The 23247-nt window shown below is 66.2% G+C and carries 18 protein-coding genes; 16 read left to right on the top strand and 2 right to left on the bottom strand.

Features of this window, described 5'->3' with window-relative positions:
• Positions 1–48 precede the first annotated feature (48 nt).
• Positions 49–3732 (bottom strand): sensor domain-containing protein, encoded by a 3684-nt coding sequence (locus ACXI0U_RS05530; RefSeq protein ID WP_479549862.1) that lies wholly within the window; start codon positions 3730–3732, stop codon positions 49–51.
• 126 nt (positions 3733–3858) lie between these two features.
• The gene (locus ACXI0U_RS05535; RefSeq protein WP_021218583.1) at positions 3859–4740 is read right to left on the bottom strand and encodes a LysR family transcriptional regulator; all 882 of its coding nucleotides are present in this window, start codon (positions 4738–4740) and stop codon (positions 3859–3861) included.
• A 177-nt stretch (positions 4741–4917) separates the two neighbouring features.
• On the opposite strand from ACXI0U_RS05535, the gene leuC reads away from it, so the two are divergent.
• The 16 genes from leuC to ACXI0U_RS05615 all read left to right on the top strand — a co-directional run bounded on the left by leuC (position 4918) and on the right by ACXI0U_RS05615 (position 23200).
• Positions 4918–6342, top strand: a complete 1425-nt coding sequence (gene leuC, locus ACXI0U_RS05540; RefSeq protein ID WP_021218582.1) for a 3-isopropylmalate dehydratase large subunit — start codon at positions 4918–4920, stop codon at positions 6340–6342.
• A gap of 10 nt (positions 6343–6352) precedes the next feature.
• Positions 6353–6997, top strand: coding sequence for a 3-isopropylmalate dehydratase small subunit (leuD, locus tag ACXI0U_RS05545; RefSeq protein ID WP_021218581.1), 645 nt, complete (start codon positions 6353–6355; stop codon positions 6995–6997).
• A gap of 14 nt (positions 6998–7011) precedes the next feature.
• Complete coding sequence (locus ACXI0U_RS05550; RefSeq protein ID WP_479549863.1) at positions 7012–7776, top strand: class I SAM-dependent methyltransferase; 765 nt, start codon at positions 7012–7014, stop codon at positions 7774–7776.
• An 85-nt stretch (positions 7777–7861) separates the two neighbouring features.
• Entirely contained in the window at positions 7862–8944 is a 1083-nt protein-coding gene (gene leuB / locus ACXI0U_RS05555) for a 3-isopropylmalate dehydrogenase (RefSeq protein WP_043243364.1), read from the top strand.
• A gap of 57 nt (positions 8945–9001) precedes the next feature.
• Entirely contained in the window at positions 9002–10114 is a 1113-nt protein-coding gene (gene asd, locus ACXI0U_RS05560; RefSeq protein ID WP_479549864.1) for an aspartate-semialdehyde dehydrogenase, read from the top strand.
• Between the two features lie 106 nt (positions 10115–10220).
• The gene (locus ACXI0U_RS05565) at positions 10221–11222 is read left to right on the top strand and encodes an aspartate-semialdehyde dehydrogenase (protein ID WP_431483868.1); all 1002 of its coding nucleotides are present in this window, start codon (positions 10221–10223) and stop codon (positions 11220–11222) included.
• Between the two features lie 154 nt (positions 11223–11376).
• Entirely contained in the window at positions 11377–14286 is a 2910-nt protein-coding gene (locus ACXI0U_RS05570; protein WP_479549865.1) for a motility hub landmark protein FimV, read from the top strand.
• A gap of 3 nt (positions 14287–14289) precedes the next feature.
• Positions 14290–15150 carry a tRNA pseudouridine(38-40) synthase TruA gene (truA, locus tag ACXI0U_RS05575; protein ID WP_043243358.1) on the top strand — a complete coding sequence of 287 codons (861 nt, stop codon included), beginning with the start codon at positions 14290–14292 and terminating at the stop codon, positions 15148–15150.
• A gap of 56 nt (positions 15151–15206) precedes the next feature.
• Positions 15207–15830, top strand: coding sequence for a phosphoribosylanthranilate isomerase (locus ACXI0U_RS05580; protein WP_431483871.1), 624 nt, complete (start codon positions 15207–15209; stop codon positions 15828–15830).
• A 302-nt stretch (positions 15831–16132) separates the two neighbouring features.
• Positions 16133–17005 carry an acetyl-CoA carboxylase, carboxyltransferase subunit beta gene (gene accD, locus ACXI0U_RS05585; protein WP_431483872.1) on the top strand — a complete coding sequence of 291 codons (873 nt, stop codon included), beginning with the start codon at positions 16133–16135 and terminating at the stop codon, positions 17003–17005.
• The gene (folC, locus tag ACXI0U_RS05590; RefSeq protein WP_431483873.1) at positions 17002–18279 is read left to right on the top strand and encodes a bifunctional tetrahydrofolate synthase/dihydrofolate synthase; all 1278 of its coding nucleotides are present in this window, start codon (positions 17002–17004) and stop codon (positions 18277–18279) included. Before accD ends, folC begins: the two co-directional genes overlap by 4 nt.
• Before the next feature lie 6 nt (positions 18280–18285).
• Complete coding sequence (locus ACXI0U_RS05595) at positions 18286–18930, top strand: SPOR domain-containing protein (RefSeq protein WP_271660445.1); 645 nt, start codon at positions 18286–18288, stop codon at positions 18928–18930.
• 95 nt (positions 18931–19025) lie between these two features.
• The gene (locus ACXI0U_RS05600; RefSeq protein ID WP_021218569.1) at positions 19026–19538 is read left to right on the top strand and encodes a CvpA family protein; all 513 of its coding nucleotides are present in this window, start codon (positions 19026–19028) and stop codon (positions 19536–19538) included.
• 91 nt (positions 19539–19629) lie between these two features.
• Entirely contained in the window at positions 19630–21135 is a 1506-nt protein-coding gene (purF, locus tag ACXI0U_RS05605; protein ID WP_021218568.1) for an amidophosphoribosyltransferase, read from the top strand.
• Positions 21136–21212: 77 nt separating this feature from the next.
• Entirely contained in the window at positions 21213–22424 is a 1212-nt protein-coding gene (locus ACXI0U_RS05610; RefSeq protein WP_263404380.1) for an O-succinylhomoserine sulfhydrylase, read from the top strand.
• Between the two features lie 11 nt (positions 22425–22435).
• Positions 22436–23200: an SDR family oxidoreductase gene (locus ACXI0U_RS05615; RefSeq protein WP_021218566.1), complete on the top strand. Its 765-nt coding sequence runs from the start codon at positions 22436–22438 to the stop codon at positions 23198–23200.
• Positions 23201–23247 lie beyond the last annotated feature (47 nt).

Genomic DNA, 23247 nt, shown 5'->3' on the forward strand with positions numbered 1-23247 from the left:
TCCGGCAGCGCTTGCTGCAACGAAGAGGGCGCCTGCGGGCGCCCTTTTTCATGGGGCCGGGGGTAGGGCCTGCTGGTTGTTCCTGGCCAGCAGCGCGCGGAACTCCTCCAGCGGCACCGGCCGGCTGAACAGGTAGCCCTGGTACAGGTGGCAGCCCTGCTGTTCGAGGAAGTCCAGCTGCTCCTTGAGCTCCACCCCTTCGGCCACCATGCCCAGGCCCAGGCTGCGGGCCATGGCGACGATGGCGCGGATGATTTCGGCATCGTTGGGGTCGTTGGTGGCATCGCGGACGAATGACTGGTCGATCTTCAGCACATCCACCGGCAGGCGCTTGAGGTAGGTCAGGGAGGAGTAGCCGGTGCCGAAGTCGTCCATGGCGAAACTCACGCCGAGCTTCTTCAGGCGGCGCATCTTGCCGATGGTGTCGTCGAGGTTCTGGATGACGATGCCTTCGGTGATCTCCAGCTTGAGGATGCCGTGTGGCAAGCGGGTATCGACCAGGCTCTTCTCGATGCGTTCGACGAAATCGTTCTGGCGGAACTGCCGGGGGCTGATGTTCACGCACAGGCTGAAGTCGTCGGAACTGGCCAGCCGATCGACGAGCAGTCGCTCGCAGGCCCGGCAGGCCTCGGCCAGCACCCAGCTGCCCACCTCGAGGATCATCCCGCTTTCCTCCAGCACCTGGATGAACTGCGCCGGCGACTGCGGCCCCAGGGTCGGGTGCATCCAGCGCAGCAGCGCTTCGGCGCCTATCACCCGGTTGCTGCGGGCGTCCACCTGGGGCTGGAAGTACAGCTCGAACTCGCCGCGAACCAGCGCCAGGCGCAGGTCGTTCTCCAGGCGCAGGCGCTCGCTGGCCGCCTCCTGCATGGTGGCTCGGAACATCTGGATGGCGTTGCGCCCCGAATCCTTGGCTCGGTACAGGGCGATATCGGCGCGCTTGAGCAGGTCGGCGGGCGTCTCGCCGTGATCGGGAATCAGCGCCACGCCCATGCTCGGCGTGACCTGCAGGTGGTGGCCGTCCAGCAACATGGGCTCGGCCAGCAGCTTGCGCAGCTTGTCGGCGATCTGCCGCACCTGGCGCGTCACCTCGGAGCGCTTGCCCTCCAGGCCGGTGAGCAGCACCACGAATTCGTCGCCGCCCAGGCGCGCGACCGTATCTTCCAGGCGCACGCTGGCTTCCAGGCGTGCGGTGACCATCTTCAGCACCGAGTCGCCCACCGGATGGCCGAGGGAGTCGTTGATGTGCTTGAAGTGGTCGAGGTCGAGGAACAGCAGGGCACCGCGCAGCTTATGGCGGCGCAGCAGGGCGATCTGCTGGGTCAGCCGGTCCATCAGCAGGGCGCGGTTGGGCAGGTTGGTCAGCGAGTCGTGGTACGCCAGGTGCTGGATCTGTGCCTGGGCGTCCTTCAGCGCGCTGATGTCGCGGGCCGTCAGCAGCAGGCAGGCCTTGCCGTCGAGGTCGATCTGCTCCACCGAGACCTCCACCACCTTGCGCGTGCCGTCGCGGTGCTGGCCGCACATCTCCAGGTGGTGCGCGCGCCCATCGCGGCGCATGACCTCGATCAGGTGCTCGCGCTCATCGGGCCGGGCCCAGATGTGCAGGTCGTCGGTGGTGCGCCCGATTACTTCCTCGGCGCTGTAGCCGGTGAGGCGGCAGAAGCCTTCATTGACCTCGATGTAGCGGCCCGTGTCGCGCTCGGTGATGGTGATGGCGTCGGGGCTGGAGTGGAACGCCTTGGCGAACTTCTCCTGGCTGGCCTTGAGCGCTGCTTCGGACTGCTGACGCTCGGTGATGTCGCGGAAGGTGGTGGTGATGCACAGCTGGCGGTCGACGCGGATGAAGCGGCTGGACACTACGCAGGTCAGCATCCGTCCGTCCTGGGTCAGGTACTGGGCCTCGACGTTGTCCAGGCCCTTGTCGCGCATCAGCGTGCGCGAAAGCTGGTCGCGCTGCTCCAGGTCGGCCCAGAAGGCGATCTCCGGTGCACAGCGGCCGACGATCTCATCGGGGCGCCAGCCGAACACCTCGGTGAAGCTGGGGTTGATCTCGATGAAGGCGCCGTCGCGCACGCGGGTCACGCAGATGGGGTCGGGGCTGGCCTGGAACAGGGTGACGAACTTCTCCTCCGACGCCGCCAGGCGCTGCTCGCGGCGCACCCGTTCGGTGATGTCGATGAGGATGCCGGCCATGCGCAGCGGCTCGCCCGCTTCGTCGCGGTAGAGCTTGGCGGTGCTTTCCAGGAAATGGATCTCGCCATTGGCGAAGCGCGAGCGGTAGGTGAACTGGTAGTCCTTGGTCACGCCGGTGAGCAGGTCCTGGTAGGCCTGGCGCATGGCCATCTGGTCTTCCAGGGGCACGAAGCTGAAGAAGTTCTTGAAGTCGCCCTCGTACGGCTCGGTGGCCAGCCCATGCAGCGCCGAGGCCCGGGCCGAGCCATAGAGGCTGCTGCTGGGGATGTGCCAATCCCAGGTGCCCAGGTCGGCGGATTCCAGGGCCAGTGCCAGGCGCTCCTGGCTGTCCTTCAGGGCGCGCTCCTGGGCGCGCATCTCGGTGATGTCGCGCACCGTCAGCACCAGGCAGGTACGGCCGTTGAGCTGGATCTGGTCGCCATACAGCAGGTTGGTGCTGACGCTGCCGTCGCGGCCGCGCAGTTGCACCTCCAGGCCGGCGAGGATGCCGCTGTTGCCGAAGGCGTCGAGCATCTCGCGGCGCTGCTCGACATGGACCCAGATACCCAGTTCCAGCGAGCTGCGGCCGATGGTTTCGCTGGCATCCCAGCCGAACTGGCGCTGGAAGCCGGGGTTGGCCTCGATGAAGCAACCGGTCTCGCGGTCGGTGATGACCACGGCATCGGGGGTGCTGCGGAAGGCCTTGGAGAACTTCTCCTCGCTGGTGCGCAGGGCGGCTTCGGCGCGCTTGCGCTCGGTGGTGTCGAGGAAGGTGCTGATGAGGAAGGATTCGCCGTCCAGGTCGACGAACTGGCTGGACAGCACCCCGTCGAGCACCCGCTCGTCGCGGGTGCGCAGTTGCACCTCCTGGACGATGGGGTCTTCCGAGCCGTGGCTGTTGCGGTAGAGCAGTTCACGCTGCTGCGGGTGGACCCAGATGCCCAGTTCCTGGGTGCTGCGTCCGACCACCTCGGCGGCCGGCCAGCCGAACACGCTTTCGAAGTGCTGGTTGGCCTCGGTGATGATGCCGCCGTCCATGCGCACCAGCAGGATCACGTCGGGGCTCAAGTGGAACAGGCTGGAGAAGCGTCGCTGGGAGTTCTCCAGCGCCTCGGCCCGCTCCTGCTGCTCGGTGACGTCGCGGATCACCCCGATGATGCGCTTGCGCCCGTCGGGGTCTTCCTGCGGGCTGCCGCTGATCTCCAGCCAGTGCAGGCTGCCGTCGGGCCAGCGGATGCGGTGGCGGAAGGCGCGGTCCGGGTGGGCGCCGGACAGCACCCGGGCGAAGAGTTCGAGCACGCCGGCGCGGTCTTCCTCGGGAATCAGTTCGATGTAGTCGACCTGGGTGCGCAGCGGGCGCTTGGGGTCCAGGCCGAACAGCGCCTGGGCGCCGCGGGACCAGTTGACCCGGCCGCTGGCGATATCCCAGTCCCAGGCGCCCAGCCGCGCGCCATTGAGCGCGGCGAGCAGGCGTTGCGTGTCCTGCCAGCTCTGCTCGAACTCGCCGGGGTCGAGGGCGGGGATGAAGGGCAGTGGCGGGCGATCAGATGGCTTGGTCATGGCGGCCCTTTCCGGTCCGGAGGCTGCAGTGTGGCGCGGTGCGGGCGGAGAGTGGGCGGGGTGGCTGGGGCATGCACGGGCCTTTTCTTATCGTTATGCGGCTCACGTTAGCCCCTGGTTCGGGGGCTACGCAAGATTGTCGCGCTGGGCGTCGAGCAGGGCCATGAAGGCCTTGGCTGCGTTCGACAGGGTGCGGTCGGTGTGCAGGATGTAGCCGAGCTTGCGGCTCAGCTGGATGTCCTGCAGCGGCAGGCGCACCACCTGCTCGTCGAGCATGGTGCGCGGCAGCACGCTCCAGGCCAGGCCGATGGAGACCATCATCTTGATGGTCTCCATGTAGTTGGTGCTCATGCCGATGTTCGGTGTCAGCCCTTCGGCCTCGAACAGGCGCCGCACGATGTGGTGGGTGAAAGTGTTGCCGCCGGGGAACACCGCCGGGTGCTTGGCCACGTCGGCGAGGAAGATGGTCTTGTCGCGGGCCAGCGGATGTTCGGGGGCGGCGACGAAGTCCAGGGCGTCGTCCCAAACCGGCACCGCCTGCACGGGCAGGGCGGTTTCCGGGGCCAGGGTGATCACCGCCAGCTCGGCGCGGCCATGGAGGATCTCTTCATAGGCGACTTCGGAATCGAGGAACTGGATGTCCAGCGCCACCTGCGGGTAGGCACGGGTGAAGGCCCGCAGCAGCGGCGGCAGGCGATGCAGGCCGATGTGGTGGCTGGTGGCCAGGGTCAGGCGGCCGCTGATGTCACCGGAGAGGTTGCTCAGGGCGCGACGGGTGTCGTCCAGCACATTGAGGATCTGGTAGGCACGCGGCAGCAGGGCGCGGCCGGCTTCTGTCAGGCCCACTTCGCGGCCGAGGCGGTCGAACAGGCGCACGTTCAACTGCTGCTCCAGGGAAGCGATGCGCTTGCTCACCGCCGGCTGGGTCAGGTGCAGGCGTTCGCCGGCCTCGGAGAAGCTGCCGGTTTCGGCGATGGCGATGAAGGCATTGAGGCTGGCGAGGTCCATTGGCGCTTGAGCTCCAGGCAGGGGGCGTGGCTGAGGGTATTCCTGAGGAGAATCCATTGGATGAAAAATATGAATTTGAGTTATTCATGTCAAATCCCTAGGATCATCCCCACAAGCCAAGGGGCCTTTTTATCCATGAGAGCCCCGGCATAGAAACACGCTGATGAGGACCCACCGATGGCCGGCAAGACGCTGTACGACAAGCTCTGGGAATTGCATGAGGTGAAGCGCCGCGACGATGGTTCGTCGCTGATCTACATCGACCGTCACATCCTCCACGAAGTGACCTCGCCCCAGGCATTCGAAGGCCTGCGTCTGGCCAGCCGCAAGCCGTGGCGCATCGACGCCAACATCGCGACCCCGGACCACAACGTGCCGACCACCCGCGCCGAGCGCCAGGGCGGCCTCGAAGCCATCGCCGACGAGGTGTCGCGCATCCAGGTGCAGACCCTCGACGAGAATTGCGACGACTTCGGCATCCTCGAGTTCAAGATGAACGACGTACGGCAGGGCATCGTCCACGTGGTCGGCCCGGAGCAGGGTGCCACCTTGCCGGGCATGACCGTGGTCTGCGGTGACTCGCACACCTCCACCCACGGCGCCTTCGGTGCGCTGGCCCACGGCATCGGCACCTCCGAGGTGGAGCACGTGCTGGCCACCCAGTGCCTGATCGCCAAGAAGATGAAGAACATGCAGGTGCGCGTGGAGGGCACGCTGCCCTTCGGCGTGACCGCCAAGGACATCGTGCTCGCGGTGATCGGCAAGATCGGCACCGCCGGTGGCAACGGCCACGCCCTGGAGTTCGCCGGCAGCGCCATCCGCGACCTGTCCATGGAAGGCCGCATGACCATCTGCAACATGTCCATCGAAGCCGGTGCCCGCGTGGGCATGGTGGCGGTGGACGAGAAGACCATCGCCTATGTCGAAGGCCGCCCCTTCGCGCCCAAGGGCGCCGACTGGGAAAAGGCCGTGGCCGCCTGGAGCGACCTGGTTTCCGACGCCGATGCGCACTTCGACACCGTGATCGAGATGCGCGCCGAAGACATCATTCCCCAGGTCAGCTGGGGCACCTCGCCGGAGATGGTGCTGCCGGTCGACCAGCGCGTGCCGGACCCGGCCGTCGAGGCCGACCCGGTCAAGCGTGATTCCATCACCCGTGCCCTGAAGTACATGGGCCTGGCCGCCAACCAGGCGATCACCGATATCCAGCTGGACCGCGTGTTCATCGGTTCCTGCACCAACTCGCGCATCGAAGACCTGCGCGCCGCTGCCGAAGTGGCCAAGGGCCGCAAGGTCGCCACCACCGTCAAGCAGGCGATGGTGGTACCGGGTTCCGGCCTGGTGAAGCAGCAGGCCGAACAGGAAGGGCTGGACAAGATCTTCATCGAGGCCGGCTTCGAATGGCGTGAGCCGGGCTGCTCCATGTGCCTGGCGATGAACCCGGACCGCCTCGAAAGCGGCGAGCATTGCGCCTCCACCTCCAACCGCAACTTCGAAGGCCGCCAGGGCGCCGGTGGTCGTACCCACCTGGTCAGCCCGGCCATGGCCGCCGCAGCCGCCGTCAATGGCCGCTTCGTCGATGTTCGCGAGATGCTCAAGTAAGGAGAGCGAGATGAAAGCCTTTACCCAACACACCGGTCTCGTCGCTCCGCTCGATCGTGCCAACGTCGACACCGACCAGATCATCCCCAAGCAATTCCTCAAGTCGATCAAGCGCACCGGCTTCGGCCCCAACCTGTTCGACGAGTGGCGTTACCTCGATGTCGGCCAGCCCAACCAGGACAACTCCAAGCGCCCGGTGAACCCGGACTTCGTCCTCAACTTCCCGCGCTTCCAGGGCGCCAGCGTGCTGCTGGCCCGTGAGAACTTCGGTTGTGGCTCCTCCCGCGAGCACGCACCCTGGGCCCTGGAGGAGTACGGCTTCCGCGCCATCATCGCGCCGAGCTACGCCGACATCTTCTTCAACAACAGCTTCAAGAACGGCCTGCTGCCGATCATCCTCAAGGATGAAGAGGTGGACGAGCTGTTCAAGCAGTGCGAAGCGGAGGAGGGCTACCAGCTCACCGTCGACCTCGCCGCACAGACCGTGACCCGCCCGGACGGCAAGCAGTACAGCTTCGAAGTGGACGCGTTCCGCAAGCACTGCCTGCTCAACGGCCTCGACGACATCGGCCTGACCCTGCAGGACGCGGATGCCATTCGCGCCTTCGAGGGTGGCCATCGCCAGGCGCAGCCCTGGCTGTTCCGCGACGCCTGAGGCAGGGGAGCGAGATGAGCGACAAGGCCCATGCCCAGGTGGTGCAGCGCCAGTTCGGCGAACAGGCCAGTGCCTACCTGAGCAGTGCCGTGCACGCCCAGGGCACCGAGTTCGTGCTGCTGCAGGCGGCGGTCGAGGGCCGGGGCGATGCCCGGGTGCTCGACCTCGGCTGTGGCGCCGGGCATGTCAGCTTCCATGTCGCGCCGCTGGTCGGCGAAGTGGTGGCTTACGACCTCTCCGAGCAGATGCTGGAGGTGGTCGCAGCGGCCGCTGCCGAGCGTGGGCTGGGCAACCTGCGCACCGAGCGCGGGGCGGCCGAGCGCCTGCCCTTCGCCGATGCCAGCTTCGATTTCGTCTTCAGCCGCTATTCCGCGCACCACTGGAGCGACCTGGGCCTGGCCCTGCGCGAGGTGCGTCGGGTGCTGAAGCCGGGCGGCACCGCTGCCTTCATCGACGTGGCGTCGCCGGGCAGCCCGCTGCTCGACACCCACCTGCAGGCCGTGGAAGTGCTGCGCGACACCAGCCATGTGCGCGACTATTCCGTCGCCGAGTGGCTGCGCCAGGTGAGCGAGGCCGGTCTGTTCGTCGATCGCCATGCGCGTCAGCGGCTGCGCCTGGAGTTCGCCTCCTGGATCACCTGCATGCGCACGCCGGATGTATTCCGCGACGCCATCCTGGCCCTGCAGAAGGCGGTGGGCGAGGAAGTGCGCGAGTATTTCGAAATCACCGAAGACGGCTCCTTCAGTACCGACGTGCTGGTGCTGTGGGCCACTAAATAACTGAGCGTCAGGCTGCAAGCTCCAAGCGACAAGTACTTGGAGCCTGCGACTTGGGGCTTGAAGCTTTTTTCCGAAGGAAAGACTCATGAGCAAACAGATTCTGGTTCTCCCTGGCGACGGTATCGGCCCGGAAATCATGGCCGAAGCGGTCAAGGTGCTGGAGCTGGCCAATGACAAGTTCCAGCTCGGCTTCGAGCTGACCCACGACGTGATCGGCGGCGCTGCCATCGACAAGCACGGCGTGCCCCTGGCCGACGAGACCCTGGAGCGTGCGCGCCAGGCCGACGCCGTGCTGCTGGGCGCCGTGGGCGGCCCGAAGTGGGACAAGATCGAGCGTGACATCCGCCCGGAACGCGGCCTGCTGAAGATCCGCTCGCAGCTGGGCCTGTTCGCCAACCTGCGCCCGGCCATCCTTTATCCGCAACTGGCCGATGCCTCTAGCCTCAAGCCGGAAGTGGTCGCGGGCCTGGACATTCTCATCGTCCGTGAGCTGACCGGCGGCATCTACTTCGGCCAGCCCCGCGAGCAGCGCGTGCTGGAAAACGGCGAGCGCCAGGCCTATGACACCCTGCCGTATGCCGAAAGCGAAATCCGCCGCATCGTCCGCGTCGGCTTCGACATGGCCCGCGTGCGCGGCAAGAAACTCTGCTCGGTGGACAAGGCCAACGTGCTCGCCTCCAGCCAGCTGTGGCGCGAGGTGGCCGAGGAAGTGGCCAAGGACTACCCGGACGTCGAGCTGTCGCACATGTACGTCGACAACGCCGCCATGCAGCTGGTGCGCGCGCCCAAGCAGTTCGACGTGATGGTCACCGACAACATGTTCGGCGACATCCTGTCGGATGAGGCTTCCATGCTCACCGGCTCCATCGGCATGCTGCCTTCCGCTTCCCTGGATGCGAACAACAAGGGCATGTACGAGCCGTGCCACGGCTCCGCGCCGGACATCGCCGGCCAGGGCATCGCCAACCCCCTGGCGACCATCCTCTCGGTCTCGATGATGCTGCGCTACAGCTTCAACCAGAGTGCCGCCGCGGATGCCATCGAGAAGGCCGTGAGCCTCGTCCTCGACCAGGGCTTGCGCACCGGCGACATCTTCTCCGCCGGTACCACCAAGGTCGGTACCCAAGCCATGGGCGATGCAGTGGTCGAGGCCCTGCGTAATCTGTAATCTGTCGGGCTCGCCGGAATACCGGCGGTCCACTTTTTCCTGAAAGGTGTAGTTGTCATGAAGCGTGTAGGTCTGATCGGTTGGCGTGGTATGGTGGGTTCCGTGCTCATGCAGCGAATGCTGGAAGAGCGGGATTTCGACCTGATCGAGCCGGTTTTCTTCACCACTTCCAATGTTGGCGGGCAAGGCCCGGCGATCGGCAAGGACGTTGCCCCGCTGAAGGACGCGTACAACATCGACGAGCTGAAAAGCCTCGATGTGATCCTGACCTGCCAGGGTGGCGACTACACCAGCGAAGTCTTCCCCAAGCTGCGCGAAGCCGGCTGGCAGGGCTACTGGATCGACGCCGCCTCCAGCCTGCGCATGCAGGATGACGCGGTCATCGTCCTCGACCCGGTCAACCGTCGCGTCATCGACCAGCAACTGGATGCCGGCACCAAGAACTACATCGGCGGCAACTGCACCGTCAGCCTGATGCTGATGGCCCTGGGCGGTCTGTTCGAAGCCGGCCTGGTGGAGTGGATGAGCGCCATGACCTACCAGGCAGCCTCCGGCGCCGGTGCCCAGAACATGCGCGAGCTGATCAAGCAGATGGGCGCGACCCACGCGGCGGTCGCCGATGACCTGGCCAACCCGGCCAGCGCCATCCTCGACATCGATCGCAAGGTGGCCGAAGCCATGCGCGGCGAGGCGTATCCCACCGAGAACTTCGGTGTGCCCCTGGCAGGCAGCCTGATCCCCTGGATCGACAAGGAACTGCCCAACGGCCAGAGCCGTGAAGAGTGGAAGGGCCAGGCCGAAACCAACAAGATCCTCGGTCGCTTCAAGAGCCCGGTCCCGGTGGACGGCATCTGCGTGCGTATCGGCGCCATGCGCTGCCACAGCCAGGCGCTGACCATCAAGCTGAACAAGGATGTGCCCATCGCCGACATCGAAGGCATGATCAGCCAGCACAACCCCTGGGTGAAACTGGTGCCGAACCAGCGCGAGATCAGCATGCGCGAGCTGACCCCGACCGCCGTCACCGGCACCCTCAGCGTCCCGGTCGGCCGCCTGCGCAAGCTCAACATGGGCACGCAGTACCTCGGTGCCTTCACCGTGGGCGACCAGCTGCTGTGGGGCGCGGCCGAGCCGCTGCGCCGCATGCTGCGCATCCTCCTGGAACGTTGATCGACAACGGGCGCCGACGAGGCTCGTCGGCGCCCGGTTTCCCTTGATTGCCTGCGTGCGGGGCGACGGTTAAAGTGCCGCTCCCGTTTCGCCAGAGGCAATGTCCATGAGCCAGTCCTTCGATATCGCCGTTGTCGGCGCCACCGGTACCGTTGGCGAAACCCTCGTCGAACTCCTTGCCGAGCGTGAATTTCCCGTCGGAACCCTGCACCTGCTGGCCAGCATCGAGTCTGCCGGCGCCTCCGTGCAGTTCCGCGGCAAGAACCTGCGCGTGCGTGATGTCGCCGAGTTCGATTTCTCCCAGGTGCGCCTGGCCTTCTTCGCCGCTGGCGAGGCGGTGAGCCGCAGCTTCGTCGTGCGCGCCAGCCAGGCGGGCTGCGCGGTGATCGATCTTTCCGGTGTTCTGGACGATGCCCAGCCGCTGGTGCCGGAAGCCAATGCCGGCCTGCTCGGCGAACTGGCCCCTCCTTATAAGCTGTGCAGCCCGAGCGCTTCTGCCGTCGCCCTGGCCTGTGCCCTGGCGCCGCTGGCGTCCCTGGGCCTCGAGCGGGTCACGGTCACCGTCTGCCTGGCCGTTTCCAGCCGTGGCCGCGAGGGGGTCACCGAGCTGGCCCGGCAAACCGCCGAGCTGCTCAACGCCCGTCCGCTGGAGCCGCGCCTCTTTGATCGCCAGGTTGCCTTCAACATCCTCGCCCAGCCCGATGCGGTGGATGAGGCGGGCCACGCCCAGCTGGAGAGGAGACTGGCACGCGAATTGAAGGCACTGCTGGCTGCCCCGGCCCTGGATGTGGCCGCCACCTGCGTGCTGGCACCGGTGTTCTTCGGCGACAGCCTGAGCGTCTCGCTGCAGGTGCGCGAGGACGTCGACCTGGCCGTCGTGCTGGAAAAACTGGAGGCGGCTGAGGGTATCGAACTGGTGGAGCAGGGCGACTATCCGACGGCGGTAGGTGACGCTGTGGGGCAGGATGTGATCTACGTCGGCCGCGTGCGAAAAGGGCTGGAAGACCCGCGCCAAGTCAATTTGTGGATTGCGTCTGATAATGTGCGAAAAGGCGCTGCACTCAACGCCGTACAGTCCGGCGAGTTATTGATAAAACACTATCTGTAAAAGATACTTACCTGAAAATTTGAAGAACTTTTCTAGCTTGACAATACTGGTTTAGTTTTCATCGCTGACGGGGAACCGCTATGGCGTGTTGTGGCAGCGATCAAAATACTCTCTCGTTCGGCCGAGAAAAAAAGATAAAACAAGGGATTACGCTATGATTCGGGTTCGCAAACTGGTGCTGGCAATTGCGGCTGCTTCGGCGCTGACCTCCGGCATGGCTCACGCTTTGGGGCTCGGGGAAGTGACCCTGAAGTCCGCCTTGAACCAGCCGCTGGTCGCTGAAATCGAGCTGCTCGAGGTCCGTGATCTGGCCTCCAACGAAGTCGTTCCGAGCCTGGCTTCGGCCGAAGAGTTCAGCAAGGCCGGCGTCGATCGCCAGTACTTCCTGACCGACCTCAAGTTCACGCCGGTGCTCAAGCCCAATGGCAAGAGCGTGATCCGCGTGACCTCCAACAAGCCGGTGCGCGAGCCCTACCTGAACTTCATGGTGGAAGTGCTGTGGCCCAACGGTCGCCTGCTGCGCGAATACACCCTGCTGCTGGACCCGCCGACCTACTCCGCTGAAACCACCGCTGCCGTCGTGCCGAGCATGCCCATCGCCGCTCCGGCCCAGGCTCCGCGCCCGGCTGCTGCACCGCGTCCGAGCGCCAGCCCGGCTGCCCAGGCACCGCGTCCGTCCACGCCTGTCGCCTCGGCCGCTTCCACCGCCAAGGCGGGCGCAGAAGAATACAAGACCACCGGCAGCGACACCCTGTGGGAAATTGCCCAGCGCAACCGCTCCAGCGGTTCCGTGCACCAGGCCATGCTGGCCATCCAGGACCTGAACCCGGATGCCTTCGTCGGCGGCAACATCAACCGCATGAAGAGCGGCCAGGTGCTGCGCATGCCGACCGATGCGCAGATCGCCAGCCGTTCCCAATCCGAAGCCATTGCCCAGGTCGCAGCGCAGAACGCTGCCTGGCGTGACGGCAGCGCCGTAGCCGGTACCGCCGGCCAGCGCCAGCTCGACGCCACCAAGCGCGCCAGCGCCGGTGCCGCTCCGGCCAAGACCGAAAGCAAAGACAACCTGCGCCTGGTATCCGCCGAGAGTGGCAAGTCCACTGCCGGCAGCGAGAAGGGTGCTGGCAACGGCAACAACAAGGCGCTGGCCGAGAAACTGGCGGTGACCCAGGAAAGCCTGGACACCACCCGTCGTGAGAACGACGAGCTCAAGGGCCGGATGACTGACCTGCAGAGCCAGCTGGATAAACTGCAACGCCTGATCCAGCTGAAGGATGATCAGCTGGCCAAGCTGCAGGGCGACCTGGCGAAGAAACCCGAGGCCGCCGCTCCGGCAGCACCGGCCACGCCGACAGCGCCAGCCGCTTCCGCCACCCCGGCCACTCCGGCTGCCGAACAACCTGCAGCGGTGCCGGCTACTCCGGCACCCGACGCAACCCAGGCCACTCCCCCGGCCGGGCAGGCACCGGACTACAACTACAACGAGGAGCCGGCTGCACCTGATGCAGCCGCCCAGTCCCAGAACCAGCAGCCGGCCAGTGAGCCGGCTGATGCCGTTGAAAAACCTGCTGCTCCGGCAGAGGCCGCCAAGCCGGTCGAGCCCGCTCCGGCGGCTGTGGCGCCCGTGCAGCCGGAACCTGAAGCCGAACAGCCTGGCTTCGTCGACGACCTGATGGGCAACCCGATGCTGCTGGGCATCGCCGGTGGCGGCGCGCTGCTGCTTCTGCTGGTCGCACTGATGATCCTCTCCCGTCGCAACGCCATGAAGGAAGCCGAGCTGCAGAACAGCCTGGCCGCCCAGGACGACGACACCGGCTTCGACAACGACCTGGACATCCAGGACAACGCCTTCGCCGGCCTCGAGAACGAGCCTGCTGCGGTCGCCGCTGCTCCGGCCCAGGCCGAGGAACGTGTCACCGCCCAGACTGGCGATGCCATCAGCGAAGCCGACATCTACATCGCCTACGGCCGCTTCAACCAGGCTGCCGAGCTGCTGCAGAACGCGATCAACGACGAGCCGCATCGTGCCGACCTGCGCCTGAAGCTGATGGAGGTCTACGCCGAACTGGGTGACCGCGACGGCTTCGCCCGCCAGGAAAGCGAGCTGCGTGAAATCGGTGGCGCCTATGCCGAAGTCGACCAGCTCAAAGCCAAGTACCCGGCCATGGCGCTGGCCGCCGCTGCCGGCCTCGGCTTCGCCGCCGGTTCCGCCAGCGACGACCTCGACAGCTTCAGCCTCGATGACCTGACCCTGGACGAACCTGCTGCTCCGGCTGCCCAGGCGCCTGCCGCCCAGGACGACATGGACGATGCCTTCGACCTGAGCCTGGATGAACTGGAAGCCGACCTCGACCGCGACCTGCAAGCTGCCTCCGGCAACGATGCCCTGGCCGGCCTGGACGAGATCGACCTGGATGCCGACCTCAACCTCGATGCTCCGAGCGCCCCGGCTGCCCGCGGCGACGACGAACTCGGCTTCGACCTGGAGCTGGACGACAAGCCGCTGAGCGAGCAATCGCTGGACCTGGGCGACGATCTGGCCGACTTCAGCCTGGAGCTGGAAGGCGACAGCAAGCCGTCCATCGCCGAGGAAGATGATTTCCTTCTCAGCCTGGATGACGACCTGAACCTGGGCGGCTCCCAGCCTGCTGCCGAGCCGGTCGCCAAGGAAGAGCCCGCGTCGGCCTTCGAACTGCCGTCCGATTTCGACCTGTCGATGCCGGAAGACGAGCCCGCCGCCGAAGAAGCGCCGCTCTCCGACAGCTTCGCCGCCAAGCTCGATGAAGTGACCGCCGAGCTCGACCAGCTCGCCGAAAGCCTCGACCAGCCGCCGGCCGACAGCGCCCCTGCCAGCGGCGCCGCTCCGGCAGTGGACCTGGATGGCGACGATGATTTCGACTTCCTCTCCGGCACCGACGAAACCGCTACCAAGCTCGATCTGGCCCGTGCCTACATCGACATGGGTGACACCGAAGGCGCCCGCGACATCCTCGACGAAGTGATGTCCGAGGGCAGTGAAAACCAGCAACAGGAAGCGCGCGAGCTCATCGCCCGTATCAGCTGATCAATGACCCAAGCAGTACCCACAACGGCAGCCGACTCGGCTGCCGTTGGCATTTACAGAATCGCCCTCGGCATCGAGTACAAGGGCTCCCGCTACCGTGGCTTCCAGCGTCAACGCGCCGGGGTGCCCTCCGTCCAGGAAACCCTGGAAACGGCCTTGTCCAAGGTGGCCGGCGGTGCTCCCGTCACCCTCAGCTGTGCCGGGCGTACCGACGCCCTGGTGCATGCCAGCGGCCAGGTGGTGCATTTCGACACGCCGGTGCAGCGCTCCATGCATGCCTGGACCATGGGCGCCAACATGAACCTGCCGAACGACATCAGCGTGGCCTGGGCCCAGGAAATGCCCCGGCATTTCGACGCGCGCTTCAGTGCGATGGCGCGGCGTTATCGCTATGTCATCTACAACGACCAGATCCGCCCGGCGCATATGGCCGAGGAAGTCACCTGGAACCATCGCCCGCTGGATATCCAGCGCATGCGCGAGGCCGCCGCCCACCTGGTCGGTACCCATGACTTCAGCGCCTTCCGCGCCCGCCAGTGCCAGGCCAAGTCGCCGATCAAGACGGTGCACCACCTGCACCTCAGTGAGCACGGGCGGTTCATCGTGCTGGATATCCGCGCCAACGCCTTCCTTCACCACATGGTGCGCAACTTCGCCGGGGTGCTGATGACCATCGGTGCCGGCGAGCGCCCGCCGGAATGGGCCCGTGAAGTGCTGGAAAGCCGCGTGCGGCGTACCGGCGGCGTCACCGCCCATCCCTACGGGCTGTACCTGGTGCAGGTGGAGTACCCCGAGGAATTCCAGCTGCCGCACCGTTACATCGGGCCGCATTTTCTCTCCTGGTTACCGGAAAACCCGGGCTGACGCTCCGCCGAGCCTTTGCTACCATCCAGCATCTTTTACCCACCGGTGCCTGCAACTTGTCAGCCGTTCGCATCAAAATCTGTGGCATCACCCGCGTTGAGGACGCCCTCGCCGCGGCAGCGGCCGGTGCCGACGCCATCGGCATGGTGTTCTATGCCGCCAGCCCGCGAGCGGTGAACGTCGAGCAGGCCCGGGCGATAGTCGCGGCGCTGCCTCCCTTCGTGACCAGCGTGGGCCTGTTCGTCGATATGCCCGCCGCTGAACTGGCGGCGATCCTCGAAGCGGTGCCCCTCGACCTGCTGCAGTTCCACGGCGACGAGACCCCGGCAGCCTGCGAAGGCCATGGCCGTCCTTATATCAAGGCCTTGCGGGTCAAGCCCGGCGACGACGTGGCGGCCCGCGTAAGCGAGTATCCCGGCGCCTCGGGCGTGCTGTTGGATACCTACGTGCCCGGCATCCCTGGTGGCACCGGCGAAGCCTTCGACTGGAACCTGGTGCCGGTCGGCCTGGGCAAGCCGGTGATCCTCGCCGGCGGCCTCACCCCGGAAAACGTCGCCAGCGCGGTGGCACAGGTCAGGCCCTACGCGGTCGACGTCAGCGGCGGGGTGGAGGCGAGCAAGGGCATCAAGGATCACGACAAGGTGCGAGCCTTCATCGATGCGGCAAGGGCGGCATGCTGAACCCGTCGTCCACAGATGTGACGGCGCCGCCTGCGCTGCCGTCCATAACCCAGTTGCCCGGGCACGCGCGTATGCGCGCGGTGTCGGATCGGGCCGATTTTGCTTTTCGCGACGGCACCATGGCGGTGCCCGTCGCCCAGATGGCCGGGGCCTTCCCGGCGTCACCGTGCGGGGCCGGGCGTACCGTCGCCATCCCGCCGATGCCGCCAACCCCGTCCGCAATCGTGAATTCGCTCAAGAACATGCGCAGGGCTCCGGGCCGCTAGCGCGTGTTCGGGCCTGAAGCTATGGAGAACGAGAGCATGAGCAACTGGCTGGTAGACAAGCTGATCCCTTCGATCATGCGTTCCGAGGTGAAGAAGAGCTCGGTTCCTGAAGGCCTCTGGCACAAGTGCCCGTCCTGCGAGGCCGTGCTGTACAAGCCCGAACTGGAGAAGACCCTCGACGTCTGTCCCAAGTGCAACCACCACATGCGCATCGACGCGCGTGCTCGCCTGGACATCTTCCTCGACGCCGACGGTCGCGAGGAACTGGGTGCCGAGCTGGAGCCGGTGGACCGCCTGAAGTTCCGCGATAGCAAGAAGTACAAGGACCGCATCACCGCAGCCCAGAAGGACACCGGCGAGAAGGACGCGCTGATCGCCATGAGCGGCAGCCTGGAAGGCATGCCCATCGTGGCCTGCGCCTTCGAGTTCTCCTTCATGGGCGGCTCCATGGGCGCGGTGGTCGGCGAGCGTTTCGTGCGTGCCGCCAACATGGCGCTGGAGAAGCGCTGCCCGCTGGTGTGCTTCTCCGCTTCGGGCGGTGCGCGCATGCAGGAAGCACTGATCTCGCTGATGCAGATGGCCAAGACCTCCGCCGTGCTGGCGCGCCTGCGCGAAGAGGGCCTGCCCTTCATCTCCGTGCTCACCGACCCGGTCTACGGTGGCGTTTCCGCCAGCCTGGCCATGCTCGGTGACGTGATCGTCGCCGAACCCAAGGCGCTGATCGGCTTTGCCGGCCCCCGCGTGATCGAGCAGACCGTTCGCGAGAAGCTGCCTGAAGGCTTCCAGCGCAGCGAGTTCCTGCTGGAGCACGGCGCCATCGACATGATCATTCCCCGCGATGAACTGCGTGCCCGCCTGTCGCGGCTGCTCGCGCAGTTCATGCGTCTACCCTCACCGGCCACTGCATGACCCAACGAACCCTCGCCGACTGGCTCGCCTACCTCGAGCAACTCCACCCCACAGCCATCGACATGGGGCTGGAACGCAGCCACCAGGTCGCCCAGCGGCTTGGCTTGCACAGGCCGGCACCGCTGGTGGTCACGGTCACCGGGACCAACGGCAAGGGTTCGACCTGCGCCTTCCTCGCTTCACTGCTGAGGGCGCAGGGTCTCAAGGTCGGCGTGTACAGCTCGCCGCACCTGCTGGCCTATAACGAGCGCGTGCAGATCGATGGCGTCGATGCCAGCGACGATGCGCTCTGCGAGGCATTCGTGGCCGTGGAAGCGGCCCGTGGCGAAACCTCCCTGACCTACTTCGAAATGGGCACGCTCGCAGCCTTCTGGCTGTTCGAGCGCAGCGGCCTCGATGCCGTGGTGCTCGAGGTCGGCCTGGGTGGCCGGCTGGATGCGGTCAACCTGGTCGACGCCGACCTGGCGCTGGTCACCAGCATCGGCATCGACCACGCCGACTGGCTCGGCGATACCCGCGAAAGCGTGGCGTTCGAGAAAGCCGGCATCTTCCGTGCCGGCAAGCCGGCGCTCTGTGGCGATCTCGACCCGCCTGCACCGCTCGCCGAGCGGGCTGCTGCCCTCAGCGCCCCCTTCATCCTCCGTGGTCGTGACTACGACCTGGCGGTGGGGGAGGGTGCCTGGCACTGGCGTGGCCTGGATCGGAATGGCCAGGGTCGCCAGCTCCATGATTTGCCGCTGCTCGACCTGCCCCTGGAAAATGCAGCGCTGGCCCTGCAAGCCTATGCGCTGCTCGACCAGCCCTGGGACGAAGCCGTTATCACCCAGGCGCTGCAAGCCACCCGGGTCACCGGGCGCCTGGATCGCCGCGCGCTGAATTGGCGCGGCAAGTCACTCACGCTGCTGCTGGATGTTGGGCATAATCCCCACGCGGCCAGCTACCTGGCCGAGCGCTTGCGCAGCCGCCCGGTCGCCGGTCGGCGCCTGGCAGTGTTCGGCTTGTTGGCCGACAAGGACCTGGCCGGTGTGCTCGCGCCGCTCAAGGACGTGCTGCCGGACTGGGCCGTGGCCACGCTGCCGTCCACGCGCAGCCGGCCGGCGGCCGAACTGCAGGCCGCGTTGCTCGCGCTGGGCGTTACCGCCAGCAGCCATGGCGATATCGCCGCGGCGCTGGAGGCACAGTGCGAGAAAGCCGGGGAGGGCGATGAAATCCTGGCGTTCGGATCTTTCTATTGCGTGGCCGAGGCGCTGGCCTGGCTCGCGCATCAGGTTTAAGGGGGAGTGGCTGTGCTGGACAAGGGACTCAAGCAACGCATCGTCGGTGCCCTGGTGCTGCTGGCGCTGGCGGTGATCTTCCTGCCGATGCTGTTCACCCGCGAGGACGAGTTGCGCCAGGTGCGCATCGACGCGCCGGCCATGCCGCAAACCCCGGAGATGCCGCCGGTGGAGATGGAGACCGTCGAGGTGCCCGAGCCCCAGGTGCTCCCGGAAGAGCCGGTCCCGTCGCTGGATGCCAACGGCCAGGCCAGCGCACTGCCCATTGCTCCCACCGAACAGCCCGCAGCGCCCGCGCAGCCGGCCCAGCCCCAGGCTCCCGCACAACCGCCGGCCCAGCAACAGGCCCAGGCCGTGCCGCCGGCCGCCACGCCGCCCAAGGCCGATGAAAAGCGCCTCGACCCGAATGGCCTGCCGGTCAGCTGGTCGATCCAGCTCGCCAGCCTGTCCAGCCGCGCCGGCGCCGAGAAGCTGCAGCAGACCCTGCGCAGCCAGGGCTACAACGCCTACATCCGCAGTGCCGAAGGCATGAACCGGGTGTTCGTCGGCCCGGTGATCGAGCGCGCGGAAGCCGACCGGCTGCGGGATTCCCTGAGCCGCCAACAGAAACTCAATGGCTTCATCGTGCGTTTCCAGCCTGAAAAGGGCTGATTCGCTCTCTCTATCAGAGCAATCTGATCCGCGGGTTACCGGAGCGACGGGGCTCTGCTAAAATGCAGCGCCTTTTCTGTTCGTGAGCTGCATACGTGGCATTCACCTGGGTCGATTGGTCGATCATCGCCATCATCGCCATTTCCAGCCTGATCAGTCTGAAACGCGGCTTCGTCAAGGAAGCGCTTTCGCTGCTCACCTGGATCATCGCCGGCATAGTCGCCTGGATGTTTGGCGGGGCCTTGTCACAGCACCTCACCGAGTTCATCGAAATGCCGTCGGCGCGCGTGATCGCGGCCTGCGCCATTCTCTTCATCGCCACCCTGCTGGTGGGGGCGTTGGTCAATTTCCTGATCGGTGAGCTGATCAGGGTCACCGGCATGGACGGCACCGACCGCTTCCTCGGCATGGTCTTCGGCGCGGCGCGCGGGGCTTTGCTGGTGGTGGTGCTGGTCGGCCTGCTGAGCCTGGCGCCGGTGCAACAGGATCCATGGTGGCAGCAGTCAACGTTGCTACCGCATTTTCTGATGGTCGCCGACTGGTCGAAGAACCTGATTCTGGGTTTCACCAGCCAGTGGCTTGCCGGCAGCGTCAGCGCACCAAGCTGAGCCGCCAAACAAAGGGTGGCGAGCGGGGCACCAACTGCCCGGCCCGTCGCCCGGTATTAGCCTGAACTACTAGCAGCAGGGGTTGCACCGCATGTGTGGCATCGTCGGTATCGTCGGTAAGTCGAACGTCAATCAGGCGCTGTATGACGCGCTCACCGTTCTCCAGCATCGCGGCCAGGACGCTGCCGGCATCGTCACCAGCCATGACGGCCGGTTGTTCCTGCGCAAGGACAACGGCCTGGTCCGTGACGTCTTCCAGCAACGCCACATGCAGCGCCTGGTAGGCCACATGGGCATCGGCCACGTGCGCTACCCGACTGCGGGCAGCTCCACCTCCGCCGAGGCGCAGCCGTTCTACGTCAACTCGCCCTACGGCATCACCCTGGCGCACAACGGCAACCTGACCAACGTCGAGCAGTTGGCCAAGGAAATCTACGAATCCGACCTGCGCCACGTGAACACCAGTTCCGACTCGGAAGTGCTGCTCAACGTGTTCGCCCATGAGCTGGCCCATCGCGGAAAGCTGCAGCCCACCGAGGAAGACGTGTTCGCCGCGGTTTCCGGCGTGCATGACCGATGCCGTGGTGGCTACGCCGTGGTGGCGATGATCACCGGCTACGGCATCGTCGGCTTCCGCGACCCCAACGCCATCCGTCCGATCGTCTTCGGCCAGCGTCACACCGACGAAGGCGTGGAGTACATGATCGCCTCCGAAAGCGTCTCCCTCGACGTACTCGGCTTCACCCTGATCCGTGACCTGGCGCCGGGCGAAGCGGTGTACATCACCGAAGACGGCAAGCTCTACACCCGCCAGTGCGCCAAGGCGCCGAAGCTCGCCCCGTGCATCTTCGAGCACGTCTATCTGGCGCGCCCGGATTCGATCATGGACGGCGTCTCGGTCTACAAGGCACGTCTGCGCATGGGCGAGAAGCTCGCCGAGAAGATCCAGCGCGAGCGCCCGGACCACGACATCGACGTGGTCATCCCGATCCCGGACACCAGCCGCACCGCGGCCCTGGAACTGGCCAACCACCTGGGCGTGAAGTTCCGCGAGGGCTTCGTCAAGAACCGCTACATCGGCCGTACCTTCATCATGCCGGGCCAGGCCGCGCGCAAGAAATCGGTACGTCAGAAGCTCAACGCCATCGAGCTGGAGTTCCGCGGCAAGAACGTGATGCTGGTGGACGACTCCATCGTCCGCGGCACCACCTGCAAGCAGATCATCCAGATGGCCCGCGAGGCCGGCGCCAAGAACGTCTACTTCTGCTCGGCCGCCCCGGCGGTGCGCTACCCGAACGTGTACGGCATCGACATGCCCAGCGCCCACGAGCTGATCGCCCACAACCGCACCACCGAGGAAGTGGCCGAGCTGATCGGCGCCGACTGGCTGCTCTACCAGGACCTGCCGGACCTGATCGAGGCGGTCGGTGGTGGCAAGGTGAAGATCGACCAGTTCGACTGCGCGGTATTCGACGGCAAGTACATCACCGGCGATGTCGACGAGCACTACCTGAACAAGATCGAGCAGGCGCGCAATGACGCCAGCAAGGCCAAGGTCAACGTGGTCAGCGCGATCATCGATCTGTACAACAATTGAGTTCGCGGCCTCGTGCCGCACGCTGAACGTTGCCAGCCCGGGCCCTGTCCCGGGCTTCGTTTCCAAGAGGTGGGGATATGACGCAGGAATGGGAAGCCGGCCGGCTGGACAGTGACCTCGAAGGCGCGGCCTTCGACACCCTGGCGGTACGCGCCGGGCAGCACCGCACGCCGGAAGGCGAGCACGGCGAGGCGATGTTCCTCACCTCCAGCTATGTGTTCCGCACCGCCGCCGACGCCGCCGCGCGTTTCGCCGGCGAAGTGCCGGGCAACGTCTACTCGCGCTACACCAACCCCACCGTACGGGCCTTCGAGGAGCGCATCGCCGCCCTGGAAGGTGCCGAGCAAGCGGTGGCCACCGCCTCGGGCATGTCGGCGATCCTCTCCATCGTCATGAGCCAGTGCAGCGCCGGCGACCATGTGCTGGTGTCGCGCAGCGTGTTCGGTTCGACCATCAGCCTGTTCGAGAAGTACCTCAAGCGCTTCGGTGTCGAAGTCGACTACCCGCCGCTGGCCGACCTGGCCGGCTGGGAAGCGGCCTTCAAGCCCAACACCAAGCTGCTCTTCGTCGAGTCGCCGTCCAACCCCCTGGCCGAGCTGGTGGACATCACCGCCCTGGCCGAGATCGCCCACGCCCGTGGCGCGCTGCTGGCGGTGGACAACTGCTTCTGCACCCCCGCGCTGCAGCAGCCGCTGAAGCTCGGTGCCGACATCGTCATGCACTCGGCCACCAAGTACATCGATGGCCAAGGTCGCAGCATGGGCGGCGTGGTCGCCGGTCGCAAGGCACAGATGGAAGGCGTGGTCGGCTTCCTGCGTACCGCCGGGCCGACCCTCAGCCCCTTCAACGCCTGGATCTTCCTCAAGGGCCTGGAAACCCTGCGCGTGCGCATGCAGGCCCATTGCGCCAGCGCCCTGGAACTGGCCCGCTGGCTGGAACAGCAGCCGGGCATCGAGCGCGTCTACTACGCCGGCCTGGAAAGCCACCCGCAGCACGAGCTGGCCAAGCGTCAGCAGAGCGCCTTCGGCGCCGTGGTCAGCTTCGAAGTGGCCGGCGGCAAGGAAGCGGCATGGCGTTTCATCGACGCCACCCGGGTGATCTCCATCACCACCAACCTGGGCGACACCAAGACCACCATCGCCCACCCGGCCACCACCTCCCACGGGCGCCTGTCGCCGCAGGAGCGTGCCAACGCCGGCATCGCTGACAACCTGATCCGCGTCGCCGTGGGCCTGGAAGACATCGCCGACCTCAAGGCCGACCTCGCGCGTGGCCTTGCTGCGTTGTGATCGACTGGTCCATGGAATCGGCGCCCGCCCATAACGGCAAGGTCGCGCTGGTCACCGGCGCGGCCCGTGGCATCGGCCTGGGCATCGCCGCCTGGCTGATCGCCGAAGGCTGGCAGGTGGTGCTCGCGGATATCGATCGTGCCCGAGGCAGCAAGGTAGCCAAGGCACTGGGCGGCAACGCCTGGTTCGTCGGCATGGACGTGGCCCATGAAAGCCAGGTCGCCGTGGGCGTTGCCGAAGTGCTCGGCCAGTTCGGCCGGCTCGATGCGCTGGTGTGCAACGCCGGCGTCGCCGAAGCCCATGGTGCGCCGCTGGAAAGCCTCGAACTGATGCAGTGGAACCGCACCCTGTCGGTCAACCTCACCGGTCCGATGCTGTTGGCCAAGCACTGCGCGCCCTACCTGCGTGGGCATCGCGGGGCCATCGTCAACATCGCATCGACCCGTGCCCATCAGTCCGAAGCCGATACCGAAGCCTATGCCGCGAGCAAGGGCGGGCTGGTGGCGCTGACCCACGCGCTGGCCATCAGCCTGGGGCCGGACATCCGCGTCAATGTGGTGAGTCCCGGCTGGATCGACTCCCGCGACCGCGCCGCCCGCGAAGAGGCGCCGTTGTCGGAATGGGATCACGACCAGCACCCGGCCGGCCGTGTCGGCAAGGTGGAGGACGTTGCCTCCATGGTCGCCTGGCTGCTCTCGGACGGCTGTGGCTTCGTCACCGGCCAGGAGTTCCTGGTGGACGGCGGCATGACCCGCAAGATGATCTACCTGGACTGATCCGCTTCGTAGGGTTCAGCCCAGCGCTCCACGCTCCATTCCCCCAA

The sequence above is a fragment of the Pseudomonas sp. C9D1 genome (assembly GCF_056491235.1).

What these genes read in the sequence shown, in the direction of transcription:
- ACXI0U_RS05530 (WP_479549862.1), bottom strand. Translation starts at nt 3,732, where the DNA reads ATGACCAAGCCATCTGATCGCCCGCCACTGCCCTTCATCCCCGCCCTC.
- ACXI0U_RS05535 (WP_021218583.1), bottom strand. Translation starts at nt 4,740, where the DNA reads ATGGACCTCGCCAGCCTCAATGCCTTCATCGCCATCGCCGAAACCGGC.
- leuC (WP_021218582.1), top strand. Translation starts at nt 4,918, where the DNA reads ATGGCCGGCAAGACGCTGTACGACAAGCTCTGGGAATTGCATGAGGTG.
- leuD (WP_021218581.1), top strand. Translation starts at nt 6,353, where the DNA reads ATGAAAGCCTTTACCCAACACACCGGTCTCGTCGCTCCGCTCGATCGT.
- ACXI0U_RS05550 (WP_479549863.1), top strand. Translation starts at nt 7,012, where the DNA reads ATGAGCGACAAGGCCCATGCCCAGGTGGTGCAGCGCCAGTTCGGCGAA.
- leuB (WP_043243364.1), top strand. Translation starts at nt 7,862, where the DNA reads ATGAGCAAACAGATTCTGGTTCTCCCTGGCGACGGTATCGGCCCGGAA.
- asd (WP_479549864.1), top strand. Translation starts at nt 9,002, where the DNA reads ATGAAGCGTGTAGGTCTGATCGGTTGGCGTGGTATGGTGGGTTCCGTG.
- ACXI0U_RS05565 (WP_431483868.1), top strand. Translation starts at nt 10,221, where the DNA reads ATGAGCCAGTCCTTCGATATCGCCGTTGTCGGCGCCACCGGTACCGTT.
- ACXI0U_RS05570 (WP_479549865.1), top strand. Translation starts at nt 11,377, where the DNA reads ATGATTCGGGTTCGCAAACTGGTGCTGGCAATTGCGGCTGCTTCGGCG.
- truA (WP_043243358.1), top strand. Translation starts at nt 14,290, where the DNA reads ATGACCCAAGCAGTACCCACAACGGCAGCCGACTCGGCTGCCGTTGGC.
- accD (WP_431483872.1), top strand. Translation starts at nt 16,133, where the DNA reads ATGAGCAACTGGCTGGTAGACAAGCTGATCCCTTCGATCATGCGTTCC.
- folC (WP_431483873.1), top strand. Translation starts at nt 17,002, where the DNA reads ATGACCCAACGAACCCTCGCCGACTGGCTCGCCTACCTCGAGCAACTC.
- purF (WP_021218568.1), top strand. Translation starts at nt 19,630, where the DNA reads ATGTGTGGCATCGTCGGTATCGTCGGTAAGTCGAACGTCAATCAGGCG.
- ACXI0U_RS05610 (WP_263404380.1), top strand. Translation starts at nt 21,213, where the DNA reads ATGACGCAGGAATGGGAAGCCGGCCGGCTGGACAGTGACCTCGAAGGC.
- ACXI0U_RS05615 (WP_021218566.1), top strand. Translation starts at nt 22,436, where the DNA reads ATGGAATCGGCGCCCGCCCATAACGGCAAGGTCGCGCTGGTCACCGGC.